Below are 23,245 nucleotides of genomic sequence, written 5' to 3'. Positions count from 1 at the left end.
AATATTATTTTGTTTCGTTTATTAAATTACATTGTATTTGCGTATGACTATCTGGCATACGTGTGAAGTACGCGAAGAAAAAAATAATTAAACTAAAAAACATTAAGTACAGCAAATCCCAATACAGAGGAATGGTTTGATTGCCACCGTAATTTCCAAAATAAGAAAATCCACTCAAGCCTAATATATAACACAGCACCCATATTGCATGTTGACTATCTAAGGACTGCTGTGATTTTTTTATAATTCGTATATAAATTAAATAACAAACCAATCCTATGATGGTTAATATTAATAATTTTAAAATGCTACTCAATCCGGACCAATAAACGCCAGCAGTACAAATATAAAATCCTATAAATGCAATGAGTGAACAACCCCGCACACGAAAAGGTCTGTTATGCATCGGTAATTGTTTACGCAAACTCACTACACAAATGGGCCCAACGACGTAACTTACCATTAACACTGCCACTAAAAATGATGCCATTGCCTGCCAGTTATGTAATAAAAAAAACATTAAAATCGCAAGAAAAAAATTAATGCATAAACTTATCCAAGGTGTTCGATATTTATTTGTTAAAGCAAAACTAGCGGGTGCATCTTGCATCATCCCCATACTTGCAAGCATACGTGCAGCGGTTGTTGAATAAACTAATCCTGTAGAATAAGGGGATATGAAAGCATCGCTATACAATAAGATGCTTAACCATCCCATGCCTGCTAAAGCTGCCAAGGCAGCAAAAGGGCCTGCATCGCCAACAAATGATAGCTTTGACCATCCCTGTACTAAATCTTGTCCGCGCAAGCTGCCGATAAAAGACCATTGCAAAGCAGTGTAAATAAACGTTGCTACCACTAACGAACTAACTAATACAATCGGCACATACTTACCGGGGTTTTCAATTTCGCTCATCATAATGACAACTTGTCTAAATCCCAATAATGAGAAAAGCACGCCCCCACTTGACATAGCAGTCATAACGCCTTGCCAACCATACGGCATAAATCCACCATATTGGGTGAAATTTTCTGCGTGATAACTCATGCTTAATAGCGAAATAATGGTGATACTGGGAATAATTAATTTCCAAACCGTAAAACCCGCATTAATCCGCGCAAACAAACGAATACCAAAATAATTAAGCACAACAAAACTCATCAATAACGTCAGGGCTAACATTAAACCCCGCGGTGTGCTGCTATAATGAACGCCATTTTGCACGACTAAACCGGGCATAATTACTCGCGTATTGCACCAAGCCTTGGGTTTCGATAACCGGTATCGTTGCTAGTGAGACCCAGGCTAATCCACTCATCATGACGCTCGTTAAACGACCGTGGGTATAAAATGGTAGACGTGCTAGGCTATCTGCTTGCGGAAACATGGTGGCAACTTCGGCATAAGAAAAAGCCACGAATAATAATAAAAAACCGGCAAGGGGCCAAGCAATGATAGCGGCGGGCCCGGCAAAATGCGCAGAGTATAAAGATCCAAATAACCAACCCGACCCAATCATACTTGTTAATGAGATCCACAGTAAACTGAGTGGGCTTAAATTTTTATTCATTAACGTATCCTTGTTATTGCAGCATGCTAAATATTTTAAATTCAGGTTGAGTTAAATGAACTAGCTCACTATCATTCAATCTTAATATTAATAAGAATAAAAAGACCAGCACGATGATAAAAAAAATACCTTCTTTATTTTTGCCTCAACCCCGATTTTTATGGTTTTTAGTACTCTCATACAGCATGGTGATTGTGTTAGCTAATTGGTTCGATGTCCGACTTATTCGTATTTTATCGATTGACACCGATGCAGGTACGCTAATCTTTCCGCTTACCTTTCTACTTTCTGACTTAATCACCGAAGTGTATGGCTATCAACAAGCTCGCCTGGCTATTTGGTGCGGATTTTTATTTAATATTATTTTTATTATTTACGGACAAATTGTTATTCATCTTCCCAGCCCTGATTATGCAGTAATAAATAATAGTAAATTCGATGAAATGATGTCGATGAATATTAGAATCATTATAGCCTCAACCATCAGCTACCTGTGCGCCGAACCGCTTAATTCCATCATCATGGCAAAATTAAAAATTCGTTATGCAGGCCACAAACTTGCAATGCGTTTTATTACATCAACTGTTATTGCCTCAGCCGTGGATAGCATCATTTTTGGTACGATTGCCTTTGCAGGGATAATAAGCCACGAGAATTTATTTCGACTCATAGTCGGCATGTGGTATTTGAAGGTGTTGATTGAAATAGCGGGCTTACCGATTTCGCTTTACTTAGTTAGAAAATTAAAGAAGGTTGAACAGCTTGATATTTACGATAAAAAAACTAAATTTAATTTATTTAGTCTCGAAGTGAATTACACAAAAAAAGATAATCTATATTAGATTAAGACGATTCCATAATGCTTTTTTTACAGCAGGCCATTCAGCCGCAATGATACTAAACATTGCGGTGTCTGTAACAAGACCGTTATGATGAATAATACGTTGACGTAATAAACCTTCTTCGACAGCACCTAGCTTTCTTAAAGTATTATAGGACCGTTTATTACGCGGGTCCGTTGCAATTTGAAGTCGATTAATCTGCCATTGTTCAAAAGCATTTTGAAAGAGTAGCCATAAAGACTCATGATTAAGTCGAGTACCCCATACGGCTGTTATAAACCAACCATACCCCACTTCTAAACGTTTATGATTCAAGTTGATTTCATAGTACGCACGACTGCCAACAACTGCATTATCGGTTAATCTGCGGATCACATAAGTAATTTGACTACGTTCCCGCAATTTGATTAAGCAATCTTGGAACCAATTATCAAAATATTTACCATAAGCTTTCGTTGGCATATACGACCAAATACGTTCATTATCCGCAGCTTTTTTCAGTAATTCGTAATGGTGAGTGACTAAAGGTTCAAGCTTAATAGTTTTGCCAATAAGACTTTCTACTCGTAAAAGGCTTTGACTCGTCATGTTGAATTTCTGCACTTTCTCGATGATGAATGCTCATTCTATCACCCTAGCTGGTTTCTCGAGAAATCATTGTGGCAGAAGCTTGAGCGGTAGGCATGATAATCACTTCACTTATATTAATATGAGATGGACGGGTGGCACAATAAAGCACAGCATCAGCAATATCGTCGGGAGTGAGCGGCTCAAAACCTTCATAAACCATGGCGGAGCGATTTGCATCTCCTTTAAAACGCACATTGCTAAAATTGGTTTCAACTGCACCTGGATCAACCGAACTCACCCTAATTTTGGTTCCGAGTAAATCCATACGCAAACCTTGTGATAATGCATTCACTGCGAATTTAGTGGCAGCATACACAGCGCCTTTTGGATAAACGTGATGTCCAGCAATCGAACCCATGTTAATAATATGACCTGCGTTCCGCCGCACCATTTGCGGTAAAATTTCTCGGGTCACATAAAGCAAGCCTTTGATATTGGTATTAATCATCTCTTCCCAATCTTCTACATTGCCTTCTTGCAAAGGATCGAGCCCTGCTGCTAAACCTGCATTGTTAAATAAAATATCTACTTGTTGCCAATTTTCAGGAAGAGCTTTTAAGGTTGCTTTGACTTCGGCGTGGTGGCTAACATCTAATTTAAAGGTGTAAATTTCAACGTCATAATCTTGTTTAAGTTGTTCTGCAAGTTTATTAACAACGTCAACTCGACGCGCACATAACAATAATTTAGCTTGAGCTTTTGCAAAATAGGTTGCACATGATGCCCCAATTCCACTTGATGCACCGGTGATCAAAACAATTTTATCTCTCAACATCTCTGACTCCTACTTAATCTCGCAAATAAGATGAACTTCATTTTCCTGGGATGCCTCAAGCCATCATTTTTTCATAAAACAAGATCCGCTACTTTAGCAAACGCTAACTATCTACACTAGACAATGTCTTCGTAACAAATTGACTCATCCTTGGCTTGCTTTATACTCATGTTTAGCATATATAAGGAGCATAAAATGCTTAGACCTGCTCATTTGACCTTACTTAACTTATTACTTATTTCGACTTCTTCCTATGGCCAGGGGTTTTACTTCGGTGGCAGTGTGGGACCTCAATCCATTAACTTTCAACAAAAATCTAATATTCTCCAACCCGGTAATTTCAATGCTAAAGATACCACTAATTTGTCAGGAACCGGCTTATTTGGCAGTTTGTTTGGTGGTTATGGATGGGTTAAAAATACTTTTTACTTAGCAGGCGAAGTAAATGCCGATTTAAGTTCTACAGATTTTAAATCATCTAACAAAGAATTCCTCCACAAGAGTTTTGCTCATACAGCTTATAAAATTCAGCATAGCTTCGGCTTCGGTTTTCTTCCCGGATATTTATACACACCAGCAACTTTACTTTATGTGCGCCTTGGTTACCTCAACAGCAATATTAAAATTTCAACCACAGATGTATCTTTGGCCAATATTGATAAAAATTTAAATGGTGTTCGTTATGGATTAGGTATCAACCAATCCTTTACGAAACATCTTGGCGCTCGTATGGAATACAGCCATGCAAATTACCAAAGCACAAAATTTAGAGCCATTGATGGAACGGTAACCAAAACGACGAGAATAACACCAGATAGCGGTCAGGTAGAATTTAGTTTGATTTATAACTTTGCTTAAAGTTAAAGCATTATTTGACAGGAAAATTGAAATAAGTATCCGGATAAGGTTCATGGGCTAACGTAAAATGCCACCATTCTTGATCATAAGGGTCAAAGCCGCTTTGTTGCATGGCTTCCCTTAAAAATAAACGATTTTGGCGACTTTGACCCGTAACATGCGTGTTAAATGTATAGGAAAGTTCATCCATAAAATCAAAATGCGTACCCATATTCATTTCGCGTGCTTTTCCCGGGTCGCCAGAAAGTAAATGAACAATCGTTACGTCCACTGTACTGCCGCGTGTATGGCCCGATCTTTTAGCTAAATATCCCAAATCAAAAAAATCTTTTTTATTTACATTGGGATAATAAGACATTTTCATTTTCTGATCATGCCCATCTTGACTCCAATTAATAATATCATTCACTGCAGCTTGCGGACGGTAACAGTCAAACACTTTTAAACTTAAGGATTGGGCAAGAAGTTCTTTTTGCAATTTCATTAATGCATTAGCTGCATCGCGCGTCAGGATGCACTTTGAATTATCATACCCTTGGATAGGCCTACCCATAAAATTATGAATCGTACTATATTTCATCTCTTGAATAATACTGGGATCAATATCTTCTAAATAAACAAAGCCGGCTGGTAACGCCATGCAATTCCTCACTACTAAAAATATTAAGATTACAAAACTACATATAAAGGCTAGTTTAATTTTCATTAATTCGACCTAATCACTGTGAGCATATGGCTAGTAAATTAACGTAAGTGTAAATGATTTATAAAAATAATTATATCAAGTTCAGTTTAATTACTTCGTAGCTTTTATAATTTTGAAGAGACTAAATGCTATTATCTCAAGATGTATTTAAATAAAATCATTCAATAGCTTAAGGTTGAGCTCCAACATGGGTTAGGTACTCAACGGTAATTTTTTTAATAATTGTTTGATAAAGGTCTCGCCTCACAAGCCGATGTAACTCTATTATTTTTCGAAGAAAAGTAATAGACGGGGATAAATTATAACCTATAATAACATCCTGAATTATATCTTCATGGGTATCAGTGTAATAAGCAATCCCTAATAAACTATACTCTTCGGTAGATAATATATCTCTAATAATTAAATTTAAAGTTACAGCATCTAGCACAGCATTCTCCTTATCTATGGGAAATTTTGCAAAGTAAAAATAATTCTGTTGTTGTAGGATGAAAAAGTTCTTAAGTTCTTTCCATATTTGAACGAAAAGTTCCATTTCTAATAAAAGATTTTCTTCTTTATTAAGTTTTCTCGAATTAATCCCTAATAAACTACATAATGGTTCCATTTTTGGCATTGAATGCCTCTCCTTGGTTCAAAAAAATACTCCGATCTTTAAGCTAATTATTAACAGGCAAGTTGGACGAGAGGGGGTTGCAACTATTCTTAAAATTCTAGTTTTGACTAATCAATTTTTATAATTAAATCTACTGTATTGTTTAATAGAAGTAAGAATTGCGGATATTACAAGGAAACTTGTAATTGTCAATTAAAAACATAGACTTTTGTAATTTTCATAAAAAACTTGTTATATTGTTGAAATACTTTATTATTCCGAATTTGCGTGATGGTAAATAATGATGACAGAAAACTTTAGTAGTTTATCGCTAAGGCTCAAATACGCATTAAATGTTTTAGGCTTTTCTCAAACTGAATTAGCTAGAAGAATAAATGTTAAACCTCAAGTAATTCAATATTTGTGTTCGAGCTGCTCACAAAAATCTAGATTTACATTAGAGATTGCTGAGAGCCTAAATATTGATTTTACCTGGCTTGCAACCGGAAGAGGAATACTACCCAAAAAATTAGAGCTATTGAACGTCAAAAATTCTATTCCTTTATTATCGTTTCCACAAATCAGAGAGTGGGTAGTAGATGGAAATGAAATAAATTATTCAAATGTAAACACCTGGCTTTCAAGTAGCGGGGTAATAAAGCCAAATTCTTATGCGGTGATGATTAATGATAGAGCAATGGCACCCAGATTTGATTTAGCGACAATTATTATTATTGAGCGTATTAAAACTAACCGAATAGAAAATAATTCATTTATTTTAGTATACTTATTTGAAGAAAACTTTATTGTATTTAGACAATTGAGTATTAGCAAAAAAAATAGATGTTTAATTGCTATTAATAAGAGTTTACATAAAGACATAATATTAAGAGAAAAAGATAAAATATTAGGGGTATGCACTGAAGCACGGTGGAGTGTTTAAAGGAGAAAACATGTTTGGAATTAAACGGGTAATTTTTAAATGCAATGAATTTATAAACTATCTATACTATCTTAAATTTTCTTTTAAAAAGAATTTTTATCCTTGCAAATTGCTAGGTGAAAAGTTAATTCTTAAAAATGATGAACAATTAATCATTTTTAAATTAATGGGAAAGAAAAGTCATTATATAGAACTTTTAAGTTCTTTATTTTTAAATAAAGAACTAATTTCAGGATTTTCTCCTAAGGATACTTTAAAATTAGGGGGATTGGCCTTTAATGACATTATAATAAAATTACCTGAGAATGAAAAATTAGAAAAATTTAAAAAAGTTAAGGAAGTAATGTTAGCTTCGACTCATGATATTTTTCCCTCTTCCTTGCCAACTAACGAGCGCTTAATTTCCGATGCTTATAATAAAACAACTACTGATGACATAAGTGCACTTCTTACTTTTGCAATTTCTAAAAATAATTATCCTTTTAAACTTGTAGGTTACAAATCAACACCTGGATGCCAAGATACTACAATTGTTTATACAATTTTTGGAAGAAGAGATGGTCATAGAAAAATATTATCTGAAATAATTTCTAAAAATGATTTTTTAGAAAAATTTCATCCTACAGAAGTAATAAAATTTGGTTTTATTAACTCAGGTGAAGAATATTTTTACAAAATGAGCGGGGCACATTAAATGATTGCTGCAAGGTCTCCTAAAATAATTCCATATAAATATATATTATATATTTCCATGCTTTTTATCACAATTGATCTATCTGCTGTATCAGTTGCTTATAAAATGGTGACACTCAATAATTTATTTGAAATTAATTCAGCTGCCACACTTATCTTCCCTTTGACTTATTGTATTGGCGATATTGTTACTGAAGTTTATGGCTACAATATGGCAAAGGCTTTAATATGGTATAGTTTACTTTTGCAAATTATATTTGGATTATTAACTACTGCAGTAATCCATCTACCGAGTCCACTTTTTTGGTCCAATGATCCCGCTTACAACACTGTGTTTGGCTCAATTTTACGTTTTATTTTTGCAGGCACCATTGCCAACTTTTCCAGCAGCATCATAAATATTTATATTGTATCCAAACTTAAAATTCCATTTGAAGGAAAACTTTTTTGGCTTAGAAGTATTCTCTCCACGATTGTGGGCGGATTCATCATGGTTGCTATTATAATGGTTGGGTTTGTAGGAAAAGATATTAATCATCTTCAGATATGGATAATGTTTAAATCAACGTTTTCATTAGAAATTCTGTACGCATTCGCACTGGCTTTGCCGGCGTCTTTAATTGCTAAATTTCTCAAGATACATGAAGCTGTTGATGTATACGACACTGAAACTAATTACAATCCATTTAATTTTAAATAGATATTCATTCGAGGGAAGCAATGTTTAGCCAAAAAAATAAGGTAGTTAAAAACAAAGTATTAGATTTAAAAATTACTCACCCTGAAAATGTGCCGAATAAAATTGACTATGCAATCGTTTCCGCTATGCCAGAAGAGTTAGAATTTTTCATCAATGAATTTGCTAAACTTGAGTTTGCGGATGTAAAAATTGGTGAATTTGAGTTTAAAATTTATGATTATCTCGATAATAAAATTTTGATAGCCCATACAGGTATTGGAACTGCCTTTGCTGCTAGTGTATTGACTCTCATTGAATCCTATTTTCATCCTGAATATTTTCTTGTTTCGGGTACAGCTGGCGCTATTAAAGAAGGACTTCAACTTCGTGATGTCATTGTAGTGGAAAAAGCTTTTGAAGCAGAAATCCAAGATGCATTTACATTATTAAAAGACACGCCCTTTGAAGCTTGTTTAAAACATCCTATTAAAGATGAATTTTTTCCTTCCCACTATGCTGCAGATCCAACGTTATTGAAAATTTTTGATTCCTTAGATTTGAAAGATTTAAATGTATATAAAGGAACGCTTGTAAGTTCAAATGCATTTCCTGCGCCAAAAGAATTATTTGATAAAATAAAACACTTCAATCCTTATGCTATAGATATGGAAACTTCTGCTTTTTATCAAACTGCATGGTTATTGAATACTAAAGTCATCGCTGTGAGAGGAGTAAGCAACATTTTAAATCCAGATGGAACGGATGAAAATGTACATGCATCAGATGTGCATGGAAGTTCTTTAGCAGCGGCATCAGTATTATTAGCTATACTTAATCAATCCATTTTATTAAAATCGCCGAGGCAACAACCTTCATCCAGTTTAATGCAAGAAGAAGCATTACATCTTATCAAGAAGTTTAATCTTCAACCTCACCCAGAAGGTGGTTATTTTTCGGTAAATTATAAATCAACCGATGAAGTAAAACCTTGCGATACAAAACGATATGATGACAAAACTCGAAGCGCGGGTTCTTCTATTTATTATTTATTAAATAATAATGATTATTCAGCGTGGCATTGTCTTAAATCCGATGAGCTTTGGCACTTTTACAAAGGCTCTCCTATTAATATTCATATTTTAGATGGGGAAGGCAATCTTACTACTCATATGCTTGGAGACGCGCTGCAAAATAAAAATGCTTTGTTTCAAATTTCTGTTAAAGCCGGGGTCCTTATTGCGGCTGAAAATTTAGATAAAAATGCGTATAGCTTAGTGGGCTGTACCGTATCGCCAGGTTTTGAATATTCCGATTTCATGTTAGCGCAAAAAGAAGTGTTAATTGAAAAGTTTCCTCAACACCAATCTATCATCGAAAGATTATCTCGTGATAACTCATCACGCCCAGCAATCCAGCTTAACACTGAAAAACTCTCTGATACTCCCTGCCACTCCCCTTTAAAATTGTCTCTATGACAAGATTAGGAAAGTAACCCCACCGCAAACAAACTCGGGAATGCTCAACGTCAGTTGTAAATTGGTCCCGGATGGCACGCGAAGCGTGTAAGCCGGGGAAGCCTCACATTCAAAAAACATCCTCACAAAAACCTTCACCATTTTCAACCTGCTAAATCAGCCGAGGGAGAGAGATTCGAAAACAGGTCCTCAAATAGCTAATCTTCCATCTCTTAACCATATTTTGATTGAAAAATTATCAACTAATGACTAAATGCCATGAACAAATCAAGATCTGCTAGAATAAAATGTAAAGTCTCGACTAGTCCCCACGGCTATAATTGGCAGGAAGCGAAAGATCATGACATAGCGTAAGGAGATCGGGTGAATTTTATAGAAGCAGCAATTTTTATATTATTCCTTGCCATTATTTCTGTACCTATTGCAACGCGTTTTCGGTTACCTTTAGAAATATTTCTTCTCTTCGGTAGTGCGCTCATTAGTTTGATGCCGGGGTTATCAAATTTTAAAATTAATCCTATCATTATTTTAAATCTTTTTTTACCACCCATTTTATTTTATGCGGCTTACTTTACCTCCTGGCAAGATTTTAAATTTAATATTAGGCCCATTAGTTTACTAGCTTTTGGTTTAGTCATATTTACTATGGTGGTTATAGCTTGTATTTCTAAAATAGCACTCCCCCAATTTTCCTGGGGAGAAAGTTTTTTATTGGGCGCCATTATTTCGCCTACTGATGCTGCATCGGCAACGACAATTATAAAAAAATTTGGCGCGCCACGTCGCTTGGTTATTATATTAGAAGGTGAAAGCCTTATTAATGATGCAACAGCTTTAATTCTGTTTCGCTTTTCTCTTGCAGCAGTGATAGGTGGTTCATTTTCAGTGACATCTGCTATCACGCAATTTCTTTACATTACAACCGGTGGAATCATTTTAGGATTGGTTCTAGGATTTTTAGCTGTATCCATTCTACAAAAAATTAACTCAGTTTCTGCAGAAACGACTCTTACTTTTGTTACTGCTTTTACCTGCTATATCCTTGGGGAACATTTAGGGGTTTCAGGCGTAATCACGACAGTTGTAACGGGAATTTATTTAGGATTGCGATTTCCAGAGGTAGCTTCTTCACAAACTCGAATCAATGCGAAAGCAAGTTGGAATACATTGATGTTTATTATTAATGGTTTTGTATTTGCCTTGATTGGGCTTGAACTACCGACCATTATCCAAAATTTACAAACCAATACATGGTCCAATCTAATTTATTATGGTTTATTAATTAGTTGCACAGTTATCGCAGCACGAATCATATGGGTATTTTCTGCAGCTTATCTCTCTCGGCTTTTGGTCCCCATTATCAATCGCAATGATCCACTGCCAACTTGGCGAGGGCTTTTTGTACTAAGTTGGACAGGGATGCGCGGCATTGTTTCATTAGCAACGGCATTAGCAATTCCCTATTTTATTTCTACCGCGGTCCCCTTTCCTCATCGTGATTTAATATTATTTATCACATATTGCGTCATCGTTTTTACGTTAATTATCCCTACTGTGTCTTTGCCTCTTATGCTGCGAATTTTTAAATTAAGTGATCCGGAAAATAAAATGAAGCAAGAAGCTATTGCTCGCATGCAATCATTAAAAGGAGCAGTAGAACATCTTCATGCGATGGTTAAGAAAGAAAAAATTCCTGAACCTATTTTTGAAGAATTTTTGAATCAAATTGAACGACGTCTGAAAGTCATCGAAACTCAATTAAGTGAGCGTCCTTATTCTACTTTGAATAATGAATATTTAGGTCTAAAAAGACTTACGCTAGCTGCGATTGAAAGTGAGAGGAAGACGCTATTAAAGTTACGAAAATCTGGAGATATTCATGATGAAATATTTCATCAACTTTCAGATGAACTTGACTTAGAAGAAATGCGTGCTAAAACATTAAGAATTTAATTGATTAATCGCTACGGTACCTTTTCCAAAAACTATAATTTAAATATAGTCTACTGGTTGATGCGAGCTGAATTCATTCCTTGCGGCATTCATAAATTATTAACGAGCAACCGAGGGATAAGTGCAACATAGCATTGCATAGTGAGGGATGAATTGCTTGTGCTTTAGCATTCATCATGAAAGATTTTTACTCGCGTTAGGAACTCATTACTTTTGATCATCCTCACAGTAAGTGAGAGAGGTTTAAAACCTCTCTCTTCACTTGAAAAACTTACCACACAATAACGCAGCTATTTTGACGCTCCAATTTGGGCACAATAAATTGATTGATTTCTTCAATATGATTTGCAGCAGCCACATCATTAACGGGACTCGCTAAATCGAAGGCTTTAACTCGTCCATCGGGGGTAACAACTAGCGTAAATCGCTCAAAGTAGGATTGATTATTAACTTTGATCGTTGCTAAACCAAATGTTTGTTCTAAAATGTTATCTTTGTCACTGATCATCCATAAATTACGTAAATTCTTTTTCGCCAATAATCCTTGATTTCCAGCTTGGTAAACAGCATCGTGTTTATTAATGTTGATGACAATGGCATTCAACTGCTCTGCTTCCAACGCTGATTCAAAATGATTCAGTTGCGTAGTGCATCCCATTGCAAGTTTGTTGTTAAGCCAACCCATCGGTAATTCATCTTCAGGTTTAAAAGGCCCAGGTGTAAAGGTAATGATCAGGGCTTTGCCAGCTTCTTTTGCTCTAGCAATGATTTCTTTAATACTAATATTTTCTTCGGCACCGTTAGTAGAATTAAGTGAAACTTTAAGGTCACATTCTAAAAATTTATTTTCAATATCCGTGTGATTTAACTTTTGTTTGGTTTGACTAAACATGCTTCCATCTCCCTTTATAATAAAAATGTTTGATACAATTCTTAAATTCATTTGGCAAATAAATTTTAAAGAATTTAATCCATTTATTTAAATTTTTATAATTATACTTCTTTTTTTAAAGATGAATAGATAAACCTATAGATAACCCTATTGCGATAAAAAATTACAATAAAAAAAACCATTCCCTCAATGATGAAGGAATGGTTTTTTGTGAAACGTTTAACTAAGCTTTATTTGGGCTTAAAGCACCGTGGTTAACACTACCAGTTGCGCCACCTGGACAGAAGGTAATCGTATAATCCACGCTATTGACACGCGCGCCATTGTTATCTTTCATGATTTGACAGATAAAGGTACTACTCATGTCATCAAATGGATGCGTATAAATTGAAGGACAACCTTTCTTTATCCAGGTTAGTTTGGGTAACACTCCTGAAGTCCAGTTCGGATTGGCATTTACACATTGTTGAGTAACAGGTCCTGGCGGAACTTGCGTACCTACTTTATCCCAATTAACGCAACCACAGCATCGGGTTGTTGCACCGGGTTGATAGCAGGAACCCACTTTCGTACAACCATACAAGTTATTCCACTTTAAATCTTGTTGAGGAGCCGGTAGAGCTTGTTGGCAATTAAAAGGCGCACCATAATTTGCAGACATGCCACAAATTTGATTTGCCGTCCAATAGCCTAGCTGCACACCGCAAGTTTTTTTCAAGGAAGGTGTTTGTCCTGGATTAAAACTTAACCCGCATTTGTTTCCACCTGTACACTGCCCGTCTGTCGTACACGCAGCTCCACCCCTTCTTACCCAAACATAATCATTTGATGGTGGATTCATATCCCATGTACAAGCTCCCATACCGTTTTGCGCCGTTCTCCCCGATGCTGCACCACAATTGTAGGGGCTCGTATTAGGTGTAGCTAAGATAGGCGCCATTTCAACGGGTAAATTCATCCCATTAATGATTTCTGTATTATAGAAATCGGGACTTGTTTTACCGAAGGTAAATTCAGCTTGCGTGGCGGGTTGACCAAATCCTCGACCTGCAGGACATGCACCTACCCCAGCACCACAGTCAGCTGTCTCACAACCCGCGGCCGTACAATTTGTACGCCCTGCAACTGCGCCACTGTAAATCGCACCTTGACCATCATTGTAAATAGGTAATTGAATGCTATTTGTTCCACCATTTGGGTTTAATCGGAAGTTATTATCGGTAGGAACCGGTGTTTTCCAGAAGCATTGTGTACCACCAGCTCCTCGATCGACACAGGTTGATCCTTGGTAACAATCAGCATCGGTTTTACATGCACCGCCGCCGCGTGTACCTGTTGCACCACTGATGAAGCCAAACCATACAGGAAAGGGGCATTGATTAACAAAGTTAATCGTACGCTTTCCTGCAGCGGAAGTGTTGGGCGTATAAGTTATCGTTAAAGCATTTTGTGTTGGTACTGTGAGCGGATTGGGATTAGCTGTAGCCGTAAAACCCGCAATGTTAGAAGTAACGGCGTAAGTGTCAGCTGGTAGAGTCAGTGTTGCATTATTGGTGACATTTTGATTAATTGTTTGCGTATTACCGGTGAATGTAACCGCAACTTGCGCAGTCGGCGGATTCACTAAGGTAACTTTAACTTGCCCTGACGTTGTTGACGCCTTGTAAGTTAAAACGGCGCTCGCAGTTTGTTGCGCATTCACCATCACACTGACCGGCGTTACTGTGTAAGATTGCCCACCATTGGTGATGGTGGAACCCGAAACGGTATAATTACCCGGCGCAAGGTTCGCAAGCGTCCAGGATGTCCCCCACGTTACCGCCTGTTGCTGCGATGTACCTGGTCCTGTCACGGTAACCATTGGATTGGAAAGGCCGCCAACGGGTGCCGTACTCAAGCTCACTTGCAAAGTTCCGGTCTCAACGACTGGACCGCCTTCTGCTTTAAATTCGAAAGGACCCGTAGGTAAAGGGGTGGTTGGTGAAGCAGAAAATTGAATGGTGAGAGGTAAGACACAGTTTGGATCAGAAGGGAGATCAGGAGTGAAAGGCGTCCCACCCGACAAGGTTACATCTGAACCGTTTTGAGCTACAACTTTCCAATCTGCCCAGGGTTGACCCCAGATTGTAGAGGAGAATGTTTGAGCAAATTTAAATTTGAATTCTAAACTTTTTAAAGGAATGGGATTGCCAGACGTATTGCAAATCGAAAAAGTTGTAACCCAATTCGTATTTGCGACTGAAACTTGCACTGGCACAGGCGTAGGAAGTAATAAACGCTCTAAACGCGAGGGAACACTATTCTTTGTGACAGCAAAAGCATCCGCCAAATTAAAACTTGATTGACTCAATGCTGTTGCTGAAAAGATCAAGTAGGAAAAAAAGACGCAAAATGCGCCCCAAATATTTTTGGTTTTATTCAAAGTAACGCTCCTTGTCAACGATCCTAACTTTCGACTATAAAAGATTTTATTTGCAGTAGCAATAAATGACCCATTAAGCACTAATGTCTGTAAATTTTATCCGACTCCTCCCTAGGTGGTTTCAAATTTAAAGGGTCAGTTAAGCGTGTTTTTGCTAACTGAAAAAATTGTTGCTTGGTTTTTTTTTCAGGATCTTTACTAATTTCTTCATCCAGCTTTTTTCTCAAAGGTCCTTCTACAACTTTAATTTGATGATTTAACTTCCAAAGTTTCAGATGCGTTAAAAGTTTATCAATGGCGTGTACCAGCAAGGGTGCCAAAATAAAAGGAATGCCGAGTGCGATGATAGAAGCAATCCCCGTATTATATTCCCAGCGTTGATAAGTGGTCGTGCGTGCTTGATAGCCTTGGTTTATCTGGTTTTTTTTATCGATCAACGTAGCACGTTGATGATCATGATCATATAAATTTTGATATTCAGGGAAAAATAAAAGTTGACCTAGATTATTAAGACGCGGATCTGCAGCCTTAATAATTTTTACTTCAACATTCTGGATGTCTTCAGCAGAAAAAATGCCGTGATCTACTAATTTGTTTTTAATATTTGTATATTTTTCACAGAGTGAATTGAACTCTTTAAAATGATAATTAAGCGCTGAAGAAATGAGCCGGCATTGATTAGTGCGAAATAAAGTTAATTCATCTCTTAAACTTTTATCCAACTTAAAAGCCGAATCAATCATTAAAAATTGGGTGTGCAAATTGTATAAATCTTTAAATAAATCGTTCGCTTGCTCTTGCGGAGCGCGATCTTGGACCTTGGGTTGATCAGACAATCTATGGCGATGATGGTGCATAAGTTGGGTTCCTAGAGAAAAATAGAATAGACATTCCAACATGTAACTTTATTAAACAAATATCAAAGTAGTGCTTAATTGCAACATAACTCCCACCAAAAATCAAAAATTGCCTTCGTTGTTTTCTTCAAGCTGAATTGAATCAAGTACTATTTCATAATAGGATTCAGCCATTCCTCCCGAAGGTAACGACCCATGAATTTAGATGCCGCCCTAAAAAAATTGCTCTATCGTCTTATTTTTATTGCTAATTATCAAACCAGACTCATCAAACGAATCCAATTTCACCAACACATTCCAATTTTAAGTTTGCATAAGATTTCACCAGAACAAAATTACTTCTGGCCTGCGCTGCATCCTTACGTTTTTGAAAATTTATTAAAATTTCTTATCAAAAATTTTGCGATCGTCACTTTACATGAACTCAATCAAAAATATACAAAACCTAAATTGGTTTTATCTTTTGATGATGGCTATTACGATTTTATTGAACACGCTATGCCTATTCTTAAAAAATATAACATCAAAGCTAATTTGAATATTATCCCCGCACAATTAAAAAATGAGCAGCCTTTATGGAACATTGCTTTATATGATTTCTTCAATGCAGCTTCGCCTGTTTTGATTCAACAAATGCAAATTCCGGGTTTAGATTCGAAAAATTTTGATGGGACAATTAAAAATAAAATCCGTTTAGGATTGCAAGCTAGCCGGGTTTTAAAAAAACTTACAACCCAAACACGTGACGTTATTACAACACGTTTAGAAAGTGACATTTACAGTCAATGTGAACCCTATCCTAAAACGCGAATGATAAAGCTTGATGAAATGCCCTGTGTCTTAAGCGAACATGAGGTAGGTGTTCATTCTTATGCGCATAACAGTATGGGAAATGAAACAATGGCATATTTCATTCAAGACTTTAACAAATGTAAGGAATTTTTTTTGATGCATCATTATCCAGACATGGATATTTATGCTTTTCCAAATGGTAGTTATCGCGAAGAACAAATCGCGTATTTGAAAAATAATGGCGTCAAACACATCCTTTTGGTCGAAAATGAATATGCGCAAATTCAATCGCCTTATTATCGCTTTAACATTGCTGCATTTAATCATTATGAAACTATATTCCAAGCGCTCGGTATAAAGTCAAAAGGAATTAAATATGAACAAAATTGAAGTTAGAAGAGCAAGCTTTGATGATGCTGAAAATATTGTTAGTTTATTAGAAGGATTTTATCCTGGCGTGCCGAATCATTGGCGTAAAATCTTTACACCCCGTGCTTGGGACATTGAAGAAAATTTTCCAGGCTATGTAATTGTTGATCAAAAAAAAATTGTTGGTTTTTTAGGAACGATTTTCAGTGACCATCAAACTGAAAAAGGCCAAATGCGCTTATGTAACTTAACAACATGGTATGTTGAACCGCCTTATAGACAACATGGATTAATGTTATTTTTAAAAGTAATGAAAATCCCCAACGTTTCATGGACTAATTTAACAGCTGCTCCCCATACTTATGAATGGCTCCAAAGATCCGGTTTTAAAACGTTGGAAAACAAACAAACTGTCGTCTTGCCTTTACCACAATTTAGTCCAACGCAAGTTACGATCACTACTCAAATCGAAGAAACGAATTTGCCTATTTCCTTACATCCGATTTATGACAAGCATCGGAATCTAAACTGCAAACATATTTTAATTAAGAAACAAGATCAATTATGTTATTGCCTTGCTGTTATAACACGCTATAAAAAGCTACCTGTGGCAAAGATTTATTACTTCAGTGATTCACAATTTTTTTCAGAAGTATTAAATGAAATTCGATTCAAACTATGTCATAAATTGCGTGTTTCTCATCTCGTGTTGGAAGGCGATTTGTTGCAAGGTCATCGAATGATAGGAGCTTGGATTAAAGAAACTTCTCCACCCCGTCTGTATAAATCAGACAAATTTGGTAAGGAAGACATGACTTTACTGTGCTCCGAACTTTTTATTCTTGGTATCTAACACTTATTTAAATCATTAACTGGCCACCATAAACACGCAATGTTTCACCCGTAATGTGTCCTGATTCTTCACTGATTAAAAAACCTATTGCACTTGCAATATCTTGGGGTTTCGCAAGCTTTCTCATCGGGATTTGCATTTTAGTGAGCAATCTAGTTTTTTCAGGAATATCAGCTATCAACCCTGTCTCTGTCATGCCAGGGGAAACAACATTAAACCGTATGCCTAAGGGTCCATACTCCAATGCCAATGTTTTGGATAAGGTTTGAAGTGCCGCTTTTGCTGTTGCGTAACCGGTCACCTTTAATAATGGTGTCGCATCTGCAGCTAAACTTCCAATGAATACAACTGATCCTCTTTTCTTTTCAAGAAATTCTTTCAAAACTGCTTGAACACAATGAAAAGCGCCTCTAAATTGAATGTTGAAATGGTCTTCAATATCTTGCCATTCTAAATGATGGAAATCGGTAGCGATCACTTTACTTGTTGCGCCATATACTAATCCGGTTATGGTGCCAAATTTATTTTTAACCTCTCCTATCATTCTTTTTATTGCATTTGCATCACGTACATCAGCTTGACAAGCTATCGCCTCGCCACCCGCAGCAATAATATCTGTAACAACGGAATTAGCGCCTTCATGATCTTGAGAATAATTAATAGCAATACGATAACCTTTAGCAGCTAAATATTTAGCAGTTGCAGCCCCAATACCTCGGCTACCACCTGTAATGAGAATAACTTTTTCATCCGGGAGAGATTGCGATTGCAGCGTTTCCGTTTCTTCCCATTCCAAACATTTAACTTTGGCCGATCCTTTAACAACAGCTTGTTTATGTTGATTAGTTATTTGGATCGCTAAGACGAGCGTATTTTGACTGATGTGTTTTTCAATGACTTCGGCAAAAACTTTAAGCTCATCGCCAATACGGACCGGTAATAAAAAATCAAAATTCTGTGATATCCAAAGGGCTCCATCACCAGGAATATGCTTGCCAATAAGCGTAGAAACAAAGGATGCACCCAACATGCCGTGCGCCACCGTGTCTTTAAAAACGGTTTTACGCGCAAACGCTTTATTAACATGCAAAGGATTATCATCCCCCGTTAGGTTCGCAAATTTGGTGACATCATCTTCTGTAATTTTATGAATAAGGTGAGCTGAATCGCCAATTTTATATTGGGCAAATTTTTTGTTTGGCATGAAAGACCATCGCTATGATTAGGAGGTAATAAAATCAATCAAGAAGCAGTTAATGCTTCTTTTACGGTTAGCAAAATTAACGGATAATTCAACATTTCAATCATTTGCTCATCGGTAAAACTAATTTTAAATTCATCTTCTAACGCGACAATAAGATTCATATGCGTTAAAGAATCCCATTTGGAAACCGTATCAGATGATGTTTCGTCGTTAATTTCATTTTCAGAAACATTAAATAGTTGCGATAATATTTTTTTTACACGTACTTCAAGCATAACTTACTTCCTTTACCAAAATGTGATTGATGTTGTAACCTGTCCAATTTTGAGTATTAAGCGTGTAAATTTCTTCGCGCACATGATAGAAACCAGCTTTTTCAAGAAAAGTTTTCATTTGTTGATTTTTGTCACTTTTCAAATATTCTGCTTCCCACAAATGAATATTCCATAATTTGCTTAATTGATTCATACAATGCTCTAAAAAAACATACTCAATATGACGAGACAGAATTCGACAACTCATTAAAAAACTATCTATAATTCCTTTCTCGCCATCTCGTCTCGCGATGAGAACACCGGTGAGACCATAATCACCAAACTTATCTTCCACTTTTAAACTATACACCGCACTTTCTTTGCTTTTCTGCAGAGATTCTATTTGTTGCTGAGTATATCTGCGCGTTGATAAATTAAATTGATTGGTTTTTTGAGTCAGTTGCGTTACACGCATAATGTCATGATCAACGACCGGACCGATCATCGCTTTTAACTCGAGAGCTGCTAAATAATCAGAGATATTATGGACTTGGGTTAATAATTGTTTACGCTTTGTTTCTGTTTGATATTGTACATTGCGGTCCCCATCAGCTTGACTGATTGCTAATGTATCAAATAATCCCTCTTTTAATAGGAGTAGAGGAAATTCATAAATGCGCTGTGGAACTCTAATTACTGTTAATTCGGGTATAGCATGAGTAACTAATTCACATTCCGTAGGGCTATCATCGACAAAAACACAACTCTCAATGCCAATATTTAATGTTGTAATGATTTTAACAATATTATTAGCTTTATCATCCCAATTAATTTGGGTAGCAGCAACATGTGAACGCCGAAGTAAACTATATGGATGATGATCTAATACATTCCAAACTTCATTTTCATTATTTTTGCTGCAGAGAGCTATGATGACTCCCCGGCGAATTAATTCTAAAACGGTTTGTTGAAACTGATAAAAAATGCGACCCGGATAGACGTGTGGATCTAATTGTATATGATTAAGACCATCTTCACCCACAATCCCGCCCCACAAGGTATTATCACAATCTAGAATTAAACATTTTTTCGCATCACCATGTAGTGCGCGTGCTATTTTGGTGATGTCACTCGCGTAAAGACTTAAAAATGCTTTTTTAAAAGGTGCTTCGTACATTTGCCAATAGCGATAATCGAAACTTTGTGCTTCGCCTAAAATACTTACATAGCGTCCCCAATCTAATAAAAAAAAACGACCCGCATGTTCATGCGTATACGATCTAATAAAAGTATTAATAGCAAGACACGCATCGGTACGATCGGATTGCGCGATTGTGGTTATGCCATTTTCTGAATATAGAGGTAAGCAAATGGTATTGATAAGGATGAGGGCGGAAGTTTTTTGATTAGCAAGATCGAATAATGTTTTTAATTCTGCAATAAAGCTTGTTACATCTTTAAGTCGATCGATGAAGGTGGGTTCAAAAGGGTTATACATTAATGCACATACTATCGCATCGTAATTTTGACGATATAATAATGAATTGTTATCTAACAACTCTTGCATAGCATTATCATATTGACCAAAGACGACAGTGGGAACCATATTTGATTCACGTAAATAAAAACTTAATATGTGTTCAATCTGATTGACTGTAAAATTACTTAGAAAGTAGATCGAGAAGGGTTTAGTCGAATCTTTATATTCGCTTTGTTGGTTGGATGATAGTAGGGTTGCAATATTAGTTTGTAAAATTGTCTCGTGCAATTGTTGTAGGGTTTTCATAACCACCAACCTGTGATTTCCGTCTCATTTGACTAGCAATCTAAACAGGTTCGTGTTTTTTTGCAATAAAGATAAAGAATTATTACGGTCGAATTTGATAAATACCCGTTGCTGGATTATTGGAGTTGTCAGCTGTAATAGTGATCGGTTTGGTCGCATCATTGGTCGCGCAAATTGCAACATTACCAGGATTAACTCGCAAAGTTGTACCACAGTTGGTAACAAAGACACCTGAAGCATTTACACCCATGTTGACGACGATCATCACAACCAAGGTCAGTGATGTTCCATTTTGAATAACGACTGAATCGTTGGTATTGCGAGAGATCCAATTAACAGCAGGAAACATTTCGGCTGCCTGAAGTGTAAAAGCAGTCAAAAAGAGAGAAAAGCCAAATACCATTTTTTTGATCATTTTTTGACATCCTCACCGCGCTTCTTCTTTTATTATATACCTTCCATCTGCAACTCAGGGCAAAAGCAGTTAAGACATTGATTTATATTGAACTACATTTAAAAAATGATATTGATAATAAAATAACGCGGTTCTTTAACATAAAGATTAACTTGATGTACAGGTGAAGCTGCATTAATTGCTGAGAGCGCTGCGTCATCTAATAGTTTTTCTTTACTCGTCTGTAGCACCCGCGCCCCAATAATTTCACCGGAAGGATGCAAAACAAAGCCTATAGTGGTGATCCCATGTTTATAAAGGGAGCGCGCAATTTCCGGGTAATAGAGTTTTTTTGTAAAAGCTCTCCCTAATAATTTCCGCAAAGGATCATCTAATAATTTCTCCCCTATCATGCGGATGGGTTCTGCATAGGCACCGGTATGATGAGGCCTTGGCACAATATCATCAAAATTTTTTAACTGGGTATTTAATGTTTTGTCGTAATTAATTTTTTCTTTTTTATAAAGTGCAATTTCACCTTGATCAATCCACGCTTTTTCTTCAGAGGTTGCTGCTTGGGTGTTTGCGTGAGGTTTTGGAGCAGATTCCGCAAACGCCGCTTCATCTTGATAAAAATAATAACTCGTGTCTTCCTTGGGTGCTTTAGGAGGCGTGCTGCGAATAAAGAAAAACAAAAATAAGAAAATGATATGAAAGAGTACAGAGAAAGTTAAGAAGTGAGATCGTTGCATAGCCTGCCTAAGCGAGTTAGGTAAGTTCCATCATACCCAAAAACCAGCTCTAATTGCGAGGAGTCGTGAAAATAGCCGCGCATCATGAGTGAGTTTTACATTAAGTTAAAACCCGGGGGTTCCCTCGCAAAGTTGAGATCGGTGAATTCGTAGGGATAATGTATCTTAACGCGCTTTATTGGCAGAACAAAGAGAAAACCTGTCAGATGATTATTGCGGCCTGACTTTGCTTGTAAAACGAACGCTTAGTTCAGATATAAACTACATGACGATGGGGCAACGCAAGATTGTCCTTGGTGAATGAGTAGCCTTGTAAATTACAAGGCTACTCATCTCTAAAACTAACCCCAAGGTTTCTTAATATCTAAAAGCTCAACTTTAAAAATCAAAGTTTCATTAGGACCAATCGCTGGTGGCGCGCCCGGTTCGCCGTAAGCAAGTGACGATGGAATGTAAAGTTCCCATTCAGAACCCACTTTCATCAACTTAAGTGCTTCAACCCAGCCTGGAATAACACCGGATACGGGAAACGTAGCAGGCTGACCTCGCGTATAGGAACTATCGAATTCCGTGCCATTAATTAAGCGGCCCGCATAATTAACTGTCACCAAATCATTACCGGAAGGCATATCGCCAGTCCCTTCCTTAATAATTTTATACTGTAAACCACTTGGGAGGGTCACGACGCCTTGTTTTGCTTTATTTTGGGCAAGAAAAGCATCCCCGGCCTGTTTATTTTTATCATTTTGAATTTGCATGGATTTAGTTTCCGTTGTTGTCTGATCATCACCATTTGCAGCAAAAACCCCGGTGCTTAATAAGCTTGCACTGAGTATTGCTAGACAAAATATTTTTAATTTCATTACAGCTCCTTTAAATAGTCCTTATATCCTTGCCATTTTAAAAAGTCTGAGGGTAGAGCAAAGTTAGCGAAGAGGCAAGGCTGTGAC

Annotated in this window: 22 protein-coding genes and 1 pseudogene; 9 read left to right on the top strand and 14 right to left on the bottom strand. The window is 36.6% G+C overall.

Going from position 1 to position 23,245, the window contains the following annotated elements; translation table 11 throughout:
- Positions 1 to 4 precede the first annotated feature (4 nt).
- Positions 5 to 1,571, bottom strand: a pseudogene (locus H0W64_00675) (APC family permease).
- A 113-nt stretch (positions 1,572 to 1,684) separates the two neighbouring features.
- On the opposite strand from H0W64_00675, the gene H0W64_00670 reads away from it, so the two are divergent.
- Positions 1,685 to 2,413, top strand: a complete 729-nt coding sequence (locus H0W64_00670) for a queuosine precursor transporter (GenBank protein ID MBA3660224.1) — start codon at positions 1,685 to 1,687, stop codon at positions 2,411 to 2,413.
- On the opposite strand, the gene H0W64_00665 is transcribed toward H0W64_00670, so the two are convergent.
- On the bottom strand, positions 2,405 to 3,001 hold the full coding sequence (locus H0W64_00665; GenBank protein ID MBA3660223.1) for a GNAT family N-acetyltransferase: 597 nt from the start codon (positions 2,999 to 3,001) through the stop codon (positions 2,405 to 2,407). The two genes, H0W64_00670 and H0W64_00665, sit on opposite strands and share 9 nt — an antisense overlap.
- Positions 3,002 to 3,047: 46 nt before the next feature.
- On the bottom strand, positions 3,048 to 3,818 hold the full coding sequence (locus tag H0W64_00660) for an SDR family oxidoreductase (GenBank protein MBA3660222.1): 771 nt from the start codon (positions 3,816 to 3,818) through the stop codon (positions 3,048 to 3,050).
- A 195-nt stretch (positions 3,819 to 4,013) separates the two neighbouring features.
- On the opposite strand from H0W64_00660, the gene H0W64_00655 reads away from it, so the two are divergent.
- Positions 4,014 to 4,676 carry an outer membrane beta-barrel protein gene (locus tag H0W64_00655; GenBank protein MBA3660221.1) on the top strand — a complete coding sequence of 221 codons (663 nt, stop codon included), beginning with the start codon at positions 4,014 to 4,016 and terminating at the stop codon, positions 4,674 to 4,676.
- A 10-nt stretch (positions 4,677 to 4,686) separates the two neighbouring features.
- Here the strand turns inward: H0W64_00655 and H0W64_00650 are convergent, their stop codons facing one another.
- Together H0W64_00650 and H0W64_00645 are read right to left on the bottom strand one after the other, a co-directional pair.
- Complete coding sequence (locus H0W64_00650; protein ID MBA3660220.1) at positions 4,687 to 5,316, bottom strand: M15 family metallopeptidase; 630 nt, start codon at positions 5,314 to 5,316, stop codon at positions 4,687 to 4,689.
- A 235-nt stretch (positions 5,317 to 5,551) separates the two neighbouring features.
- Positions 5,552 to 5,998, bottom strand: a complete 447-nt coding sequence (locus tag H0W64_00645) for a hypothetical protein (GenBank protein ID MBA3660219.1) — start codon at positions 5,996 to 5,998, stop codon at positions 5,552 to 5,554.
- 280 nt (positions 5,999 to 6,278) lie between these two features.
- On the opposite strand from H0W64_00645, the gene H0W64_00640 reads away from it, so the two are divergent.
- From H0W64_00640 to H0W64_00620, 5 genes are all read left to right on the top strand, one after another.
- Entirely contained in the window at positions 6,279 to 6,920 is a 642-nt protein-coding gene (locus tag H0W64_00640; protein MBA3660218.1) for a helix-turn-helix transcriptional regulator, read from the top strand.
- A gap of 10 nt (positions 6,921 to 6,930) precedes the next feature.
- Positions 6,931 to 7,614 carry a hypothetical protein gene (locus H0W64_00635; protein ID MBA3660217.1) on the top strand — a complete coding sequence of 228 codons (684 nt, stop codon included), beginning with the start codon at positions 6,931 to 6,933 and terminating at the stop codon, positions 7,612 to 7,614.
- The gene (locus H0W64_00630) at positions 7,615 to 8,313 is read left to right on the top strand and encodes a queuosine precursor transporter (protein MBA3660216.1); all 699 of its coding nucleotides are present in this window, start codon (positions 7,615 to 7,617) and stop codon (positions 8,311 to 8,313) included.
- A gap of 20 nt (positions 8,314 to 8,333) precedes the next feature.
- Positions 8,334 to 9,767, top strand: a complete 1,434-nt coding sequence (locus tag H0W64_00625; protein MBA3660215.1) for a cupin domain-containing protein — start codon at positions 8,334 to 8,336, stop codon at positions 9,765 to 9,767.
- 363 nt (positions 9,768 to 10,130) lie between these two features.
- On the top strand, positions 10,131 to 11,720 hold the full coding sequence (locus H0W64_00620; GenBank protein MBA3660214.1) for a Na+/H+ antiporter: 1,590 nt from the start codon (positions 10,131 to 10,133) through the stop codon (positions 11,718 to 11,720).
- 271 nt (positions 11,721 to 11,991) lie between these two features.
- Here H0W64_00620 and H0W64_00615 read toward each other — a convergent pair whose 3' ends face one another.
- The 3 genes from H0W64_00615 to H0W64_00605 form a co-directional block, all read right to left on the bottom strand.
- A complete protein-coding gene (locus H0W64_00615; GenBank protein ID MBA3660213.1) occupies positions 11,992 to 12,612 on the bottom strand; it encodes a hypothetical protein in 621 nt (206 codons plus the stop codon).
- A gap of 223 nt (positions 12,613 to 12,835) precedes the next feature.
- Positions 12,836 to 15,034, bottom strand: a complete 2,199-nt coding sequence (locus H0W64_00610) for a hypothetical protein (protein MBA3660212.1) — start codon at positions 15,032 to 15,034, stop codon at positions 12,836 to 12,838.
- A gap of 80 nt (positions 15,035 to 15,114) precedes the next feature.
- Positions 15,115 to 15,891, bottom strand: coding sequence for a hypothetical protein (locus tag H0W64_00605; GenBank protein ID MBA3660211.1), 777 nt, complete (start codon positions 15,889 to 15,891; stop codon positions 15,115 to 15,117).
- Positions 15,892 to 16,086: 195 nt separating this feature from the next.
- Here H0W64_00605 and H0W64_00600 point away from each other — a divergent pair, with 195 nt between their 5' ends.
- Positions 16,087 to 17,073: a polysaccharide deacetylase family protein gene (locus tag H0W64_00600; GenBank protein ID MBA3660210.1), complete on the top strand. Its 987-nt coding sequence runs from the start codon at positions 16,087 to 16,089 to the stop codon at positions 17,071 to 17,073.
- Positions 17,060 to 17,905, top strand: a complete 846-nt coding sequence (locus tag H0W64_00595; GenBank protein MBA3660209.1) for a hypothetical protein — start codon at positions 17,060 to 17,062, stop codon at positions 17,903 to 17,905. The genes H0W64_00600 and H0W64_00595 overlap by 14 nt, the downstream gene beginning before the upstream one ends.
- A 7-nt stretch (positions 17,906 to 17,912) precedes the next feature.
- Here H0W64_00595 and H0W64_00590 read toward each other — a convergent pair whose 3' ends face one another.
- The 6 genes from H0W64_00590 to H0W64_00565 all read right to left on the bottom strand — a co-directional run bounded on the left by H0W64_00590 (position 17,913) and on the right by H0W64_00565 (position 23,158).
- Positions 17,913 to 19,109, bottom strand: coding sequence for an SDR family oxidoreductase (locus tag H0W64_00590; GenBank protein MBA3660208.1), 1,197 nt, complete (start codon positions 19,107 to 19,109; stop codon positions 17,913 to 17,915).
- A gap of 38 nt (positions 19,110 to 19,147) precedes the next feature.
- Positions 19,148 to 19,384, bottom strand: a complete 237-nt coding sequence (locus tag H0W64_00585) for an acyl carrier protein (GenBank protein ID MBA3660207.1) — start codon at positions 19,382 to 19,384, stop codon at positions 19,148 to 19,150.
- Positions 19,377 to 21,149 (bottom strand): HAD-IIIC family phosphatase, encoded by a 1,773-nt coding sequence (locus tag H0W64_00580; GenBank protein MBA3660206.1) that lies wholly within the window; start codon positions 21,147 to 21,149, stop codon positions 19,377 to 19,379. The genes H0W64_00585 and H0W64_00580 overlap by 8 nt, the downstream gene beginning before the upstream one ends.
- Before the next feature lie 82 nt (positions 21,150 to 21,231).
- Positions 21,232 to 21,564, bottom strand: a complete 333-nt coding sequence (locus H0W64_00575) for a hypothetical protein (GenBank protein ID MBA3660205.1) — start codon at positions 21,562 to 21,564, stop codon at positions 21,232 to 21,234.
- 98 nt (positions 21,565 to 21,662) lie between these two features.
- On the bottom strand, positions 21,663 to 22,295 hold the full coding sequence (locus tag H0W64_00570) for a TonB family protein (GenBank protein MBA3660204.1): 633 nt from the start codon (positions 22,293 to 22,295) through the stop codon (positions 21,663 to 21,665).
- A 341-nt stretch (positions 22,296 to 22,636) separates the two neighbouring features.
- Entirely contained in the window at positions 22,637 to 23,158 is a 522-nt protein-coding gene (locus H0W64_00565) for an FKBP-type peptidyl-prolyl cis-trans isomerase (protein MBA3660203.1), read from the bottom strand.
- Positions 23,159 to 23,245 lie beyond the last annotated feature (87 nt).

This window comes from Gammaproteobacteria bacterium (assembly GCA_013816845.1).
Taxonomy (GTDB): Bacteria; Pseudomonadota; Gammaproteobacteria; order DSM-16500; family DSM-16500; genus Aquicella.
This window is presented reverse-complemented; position numbering and strand designations above follow the sequence as displayed.

What these genes read in the sequence shown, in the direction of transcription:
- H0W64_00670 (MBA3660224.1), top strand. Translation starts at nt 1,685, where the DNA reads ATGATAAAAAAAATACCTTCTTTATTTTTGCCTCAACCCCGATTTTTA.
- H0W64_00665 (MBA3660223.1), bottom strand. Translation starts at nt 3,001, where the DNA reads ATGACGAGTCAAAGCCTTTTACGAGTAGAAAGTCTTATTGGCAAAACT.
- H0W64_00660 (MBA3660222.1), bottom strand. Translation starts at nt 3,818, where the DNA reads ATGTTGAGAGATAAAATTGTTTTGATCACCGGTGCATCAAGTGGAATT.
- H0W64_00655 (MBA3660221.1), top strand. Translation starts at nt 4,014, where the DNA reads ATGCTTAGACCTGCTCATTTGACCTTACTTAACTTATTACTTATTTCG.
- H0W64_00650 (MBA3660220.1), bottom strand. Translation starts at nt 5,316, where the DNA reads ATGGCGTTACCAGCCGGCTTTGTTTATTTAGAAGATATTGATCCCAGT.
- H0W64_00645 (MBA3660219.1), bottom strand. Translation starts at nt 5,998, where the DNA reads ATGCCAAAAATGGAACCATTATGTAGTTTATTAGGGATTAATTCGAGA.
- H0W64_00640 (MBA3660218.1), top strand. Translation starts at nt 6,279, where the DNA reads ATGATGACAGAAAACTTTAGTAGTTTATCGCTAAGGCTCAAATACGCA.
- H0W64_00635 (MBA3660217.1), top strand. Translation starts at nt 6,931, where the DNA reads ATGTTTGGAATTAAACGGGTAATTTTTAAATGCAATGAATTTATAAAC.
- H0W64_00630 (MBA3660216.1), top strand. Translation starts at nt 7,615, where the DNA reads ATGATTGCTGCAAGGTCTCCTAAAATAATTCCATATAAATATATATTA.
- H0W64_00625 (MBA3660215.1), top strand. Translation starts at nt 8,334, where the DNA reads ATGTTTAGCCAAAAAAATAAGGTAGTTAAAAACAAAGTATTAGATTTA.
- H0W64_00615 (MBA3660213.1), bottom strand. Translation starts at nt 12,612, where the DNA reads ATGTTTAGTCAAACCAAACAAAAGTTAAATCACACGGATATTGAAAAT.
- H0W64_00605 (MBA3660211.1), bottom strand. Translation starts at nt 15,891, where the DNA reads ATGCACCATCATCGCCATAGATTGTCTGATCAACCCAAGGTCCAAGAT.
- H0W64_00600 (MBA3660210.1), top strand. Translation starts at nt 16,087, where the DNA reads ATGAATTTAGATGCCGCCCTAAAAAAATTGCTCTATCGTCTTATTTTT.
- H0W64_00595 (MBA3660209.1), top strand. Translation starts at nt 17,060, where the DNA reads ATGAACAAAATTGAAGTTAGAAGAGCAAGCTTTGATGATGCTGAAAAT.
- H0W64_00590 (MBA3660208.1), bottom strand. Translation starts at nt 19,109, where the DNA reads ATGCCAAACAAAAAATTTGCCCAATATAAAATTGGCGATTCAGCTCAC.
- H0W64_00585 (MBA3660207.1), bottom strand. Translation starts at nt 19,384, where the DNA reads ATGCTTGAAGTACGTGTAAAAAAAATATTATCGCAACTATTTAATGTT.
- H0W64_00580 (MBA3660206.1), bottom strand. Translation starts at nt 21,149, where the DNA reads ATGAAAACCCTACAACAATTGCACGAGACAATTTTACAAACTAATATT.
- H0W64_00575 (MBA3660205.1), bottom strand. Translation starts at nt 21,564, where the DNA reads ATGATCAAAAAAATGGTATTTGGCTTTTCTCTCTTTTTGACTGCTTTT.
- H0W64_00570 (MBA3660204.1), bottom strand. Translation starts at nt 22,295, where the DNA reads ATGCAACGATCTCACTTCTTAACTTTCTCTGTACTCTTTCATATCATT.
- H0W64_00565 (MBA3660203.1), bottom strand. Translation starts at nt 23,158, where the DNA reads ATGAAATTAAAAATATTTTGTCTAGCAATACTCAGTGCAAGCTTATTA.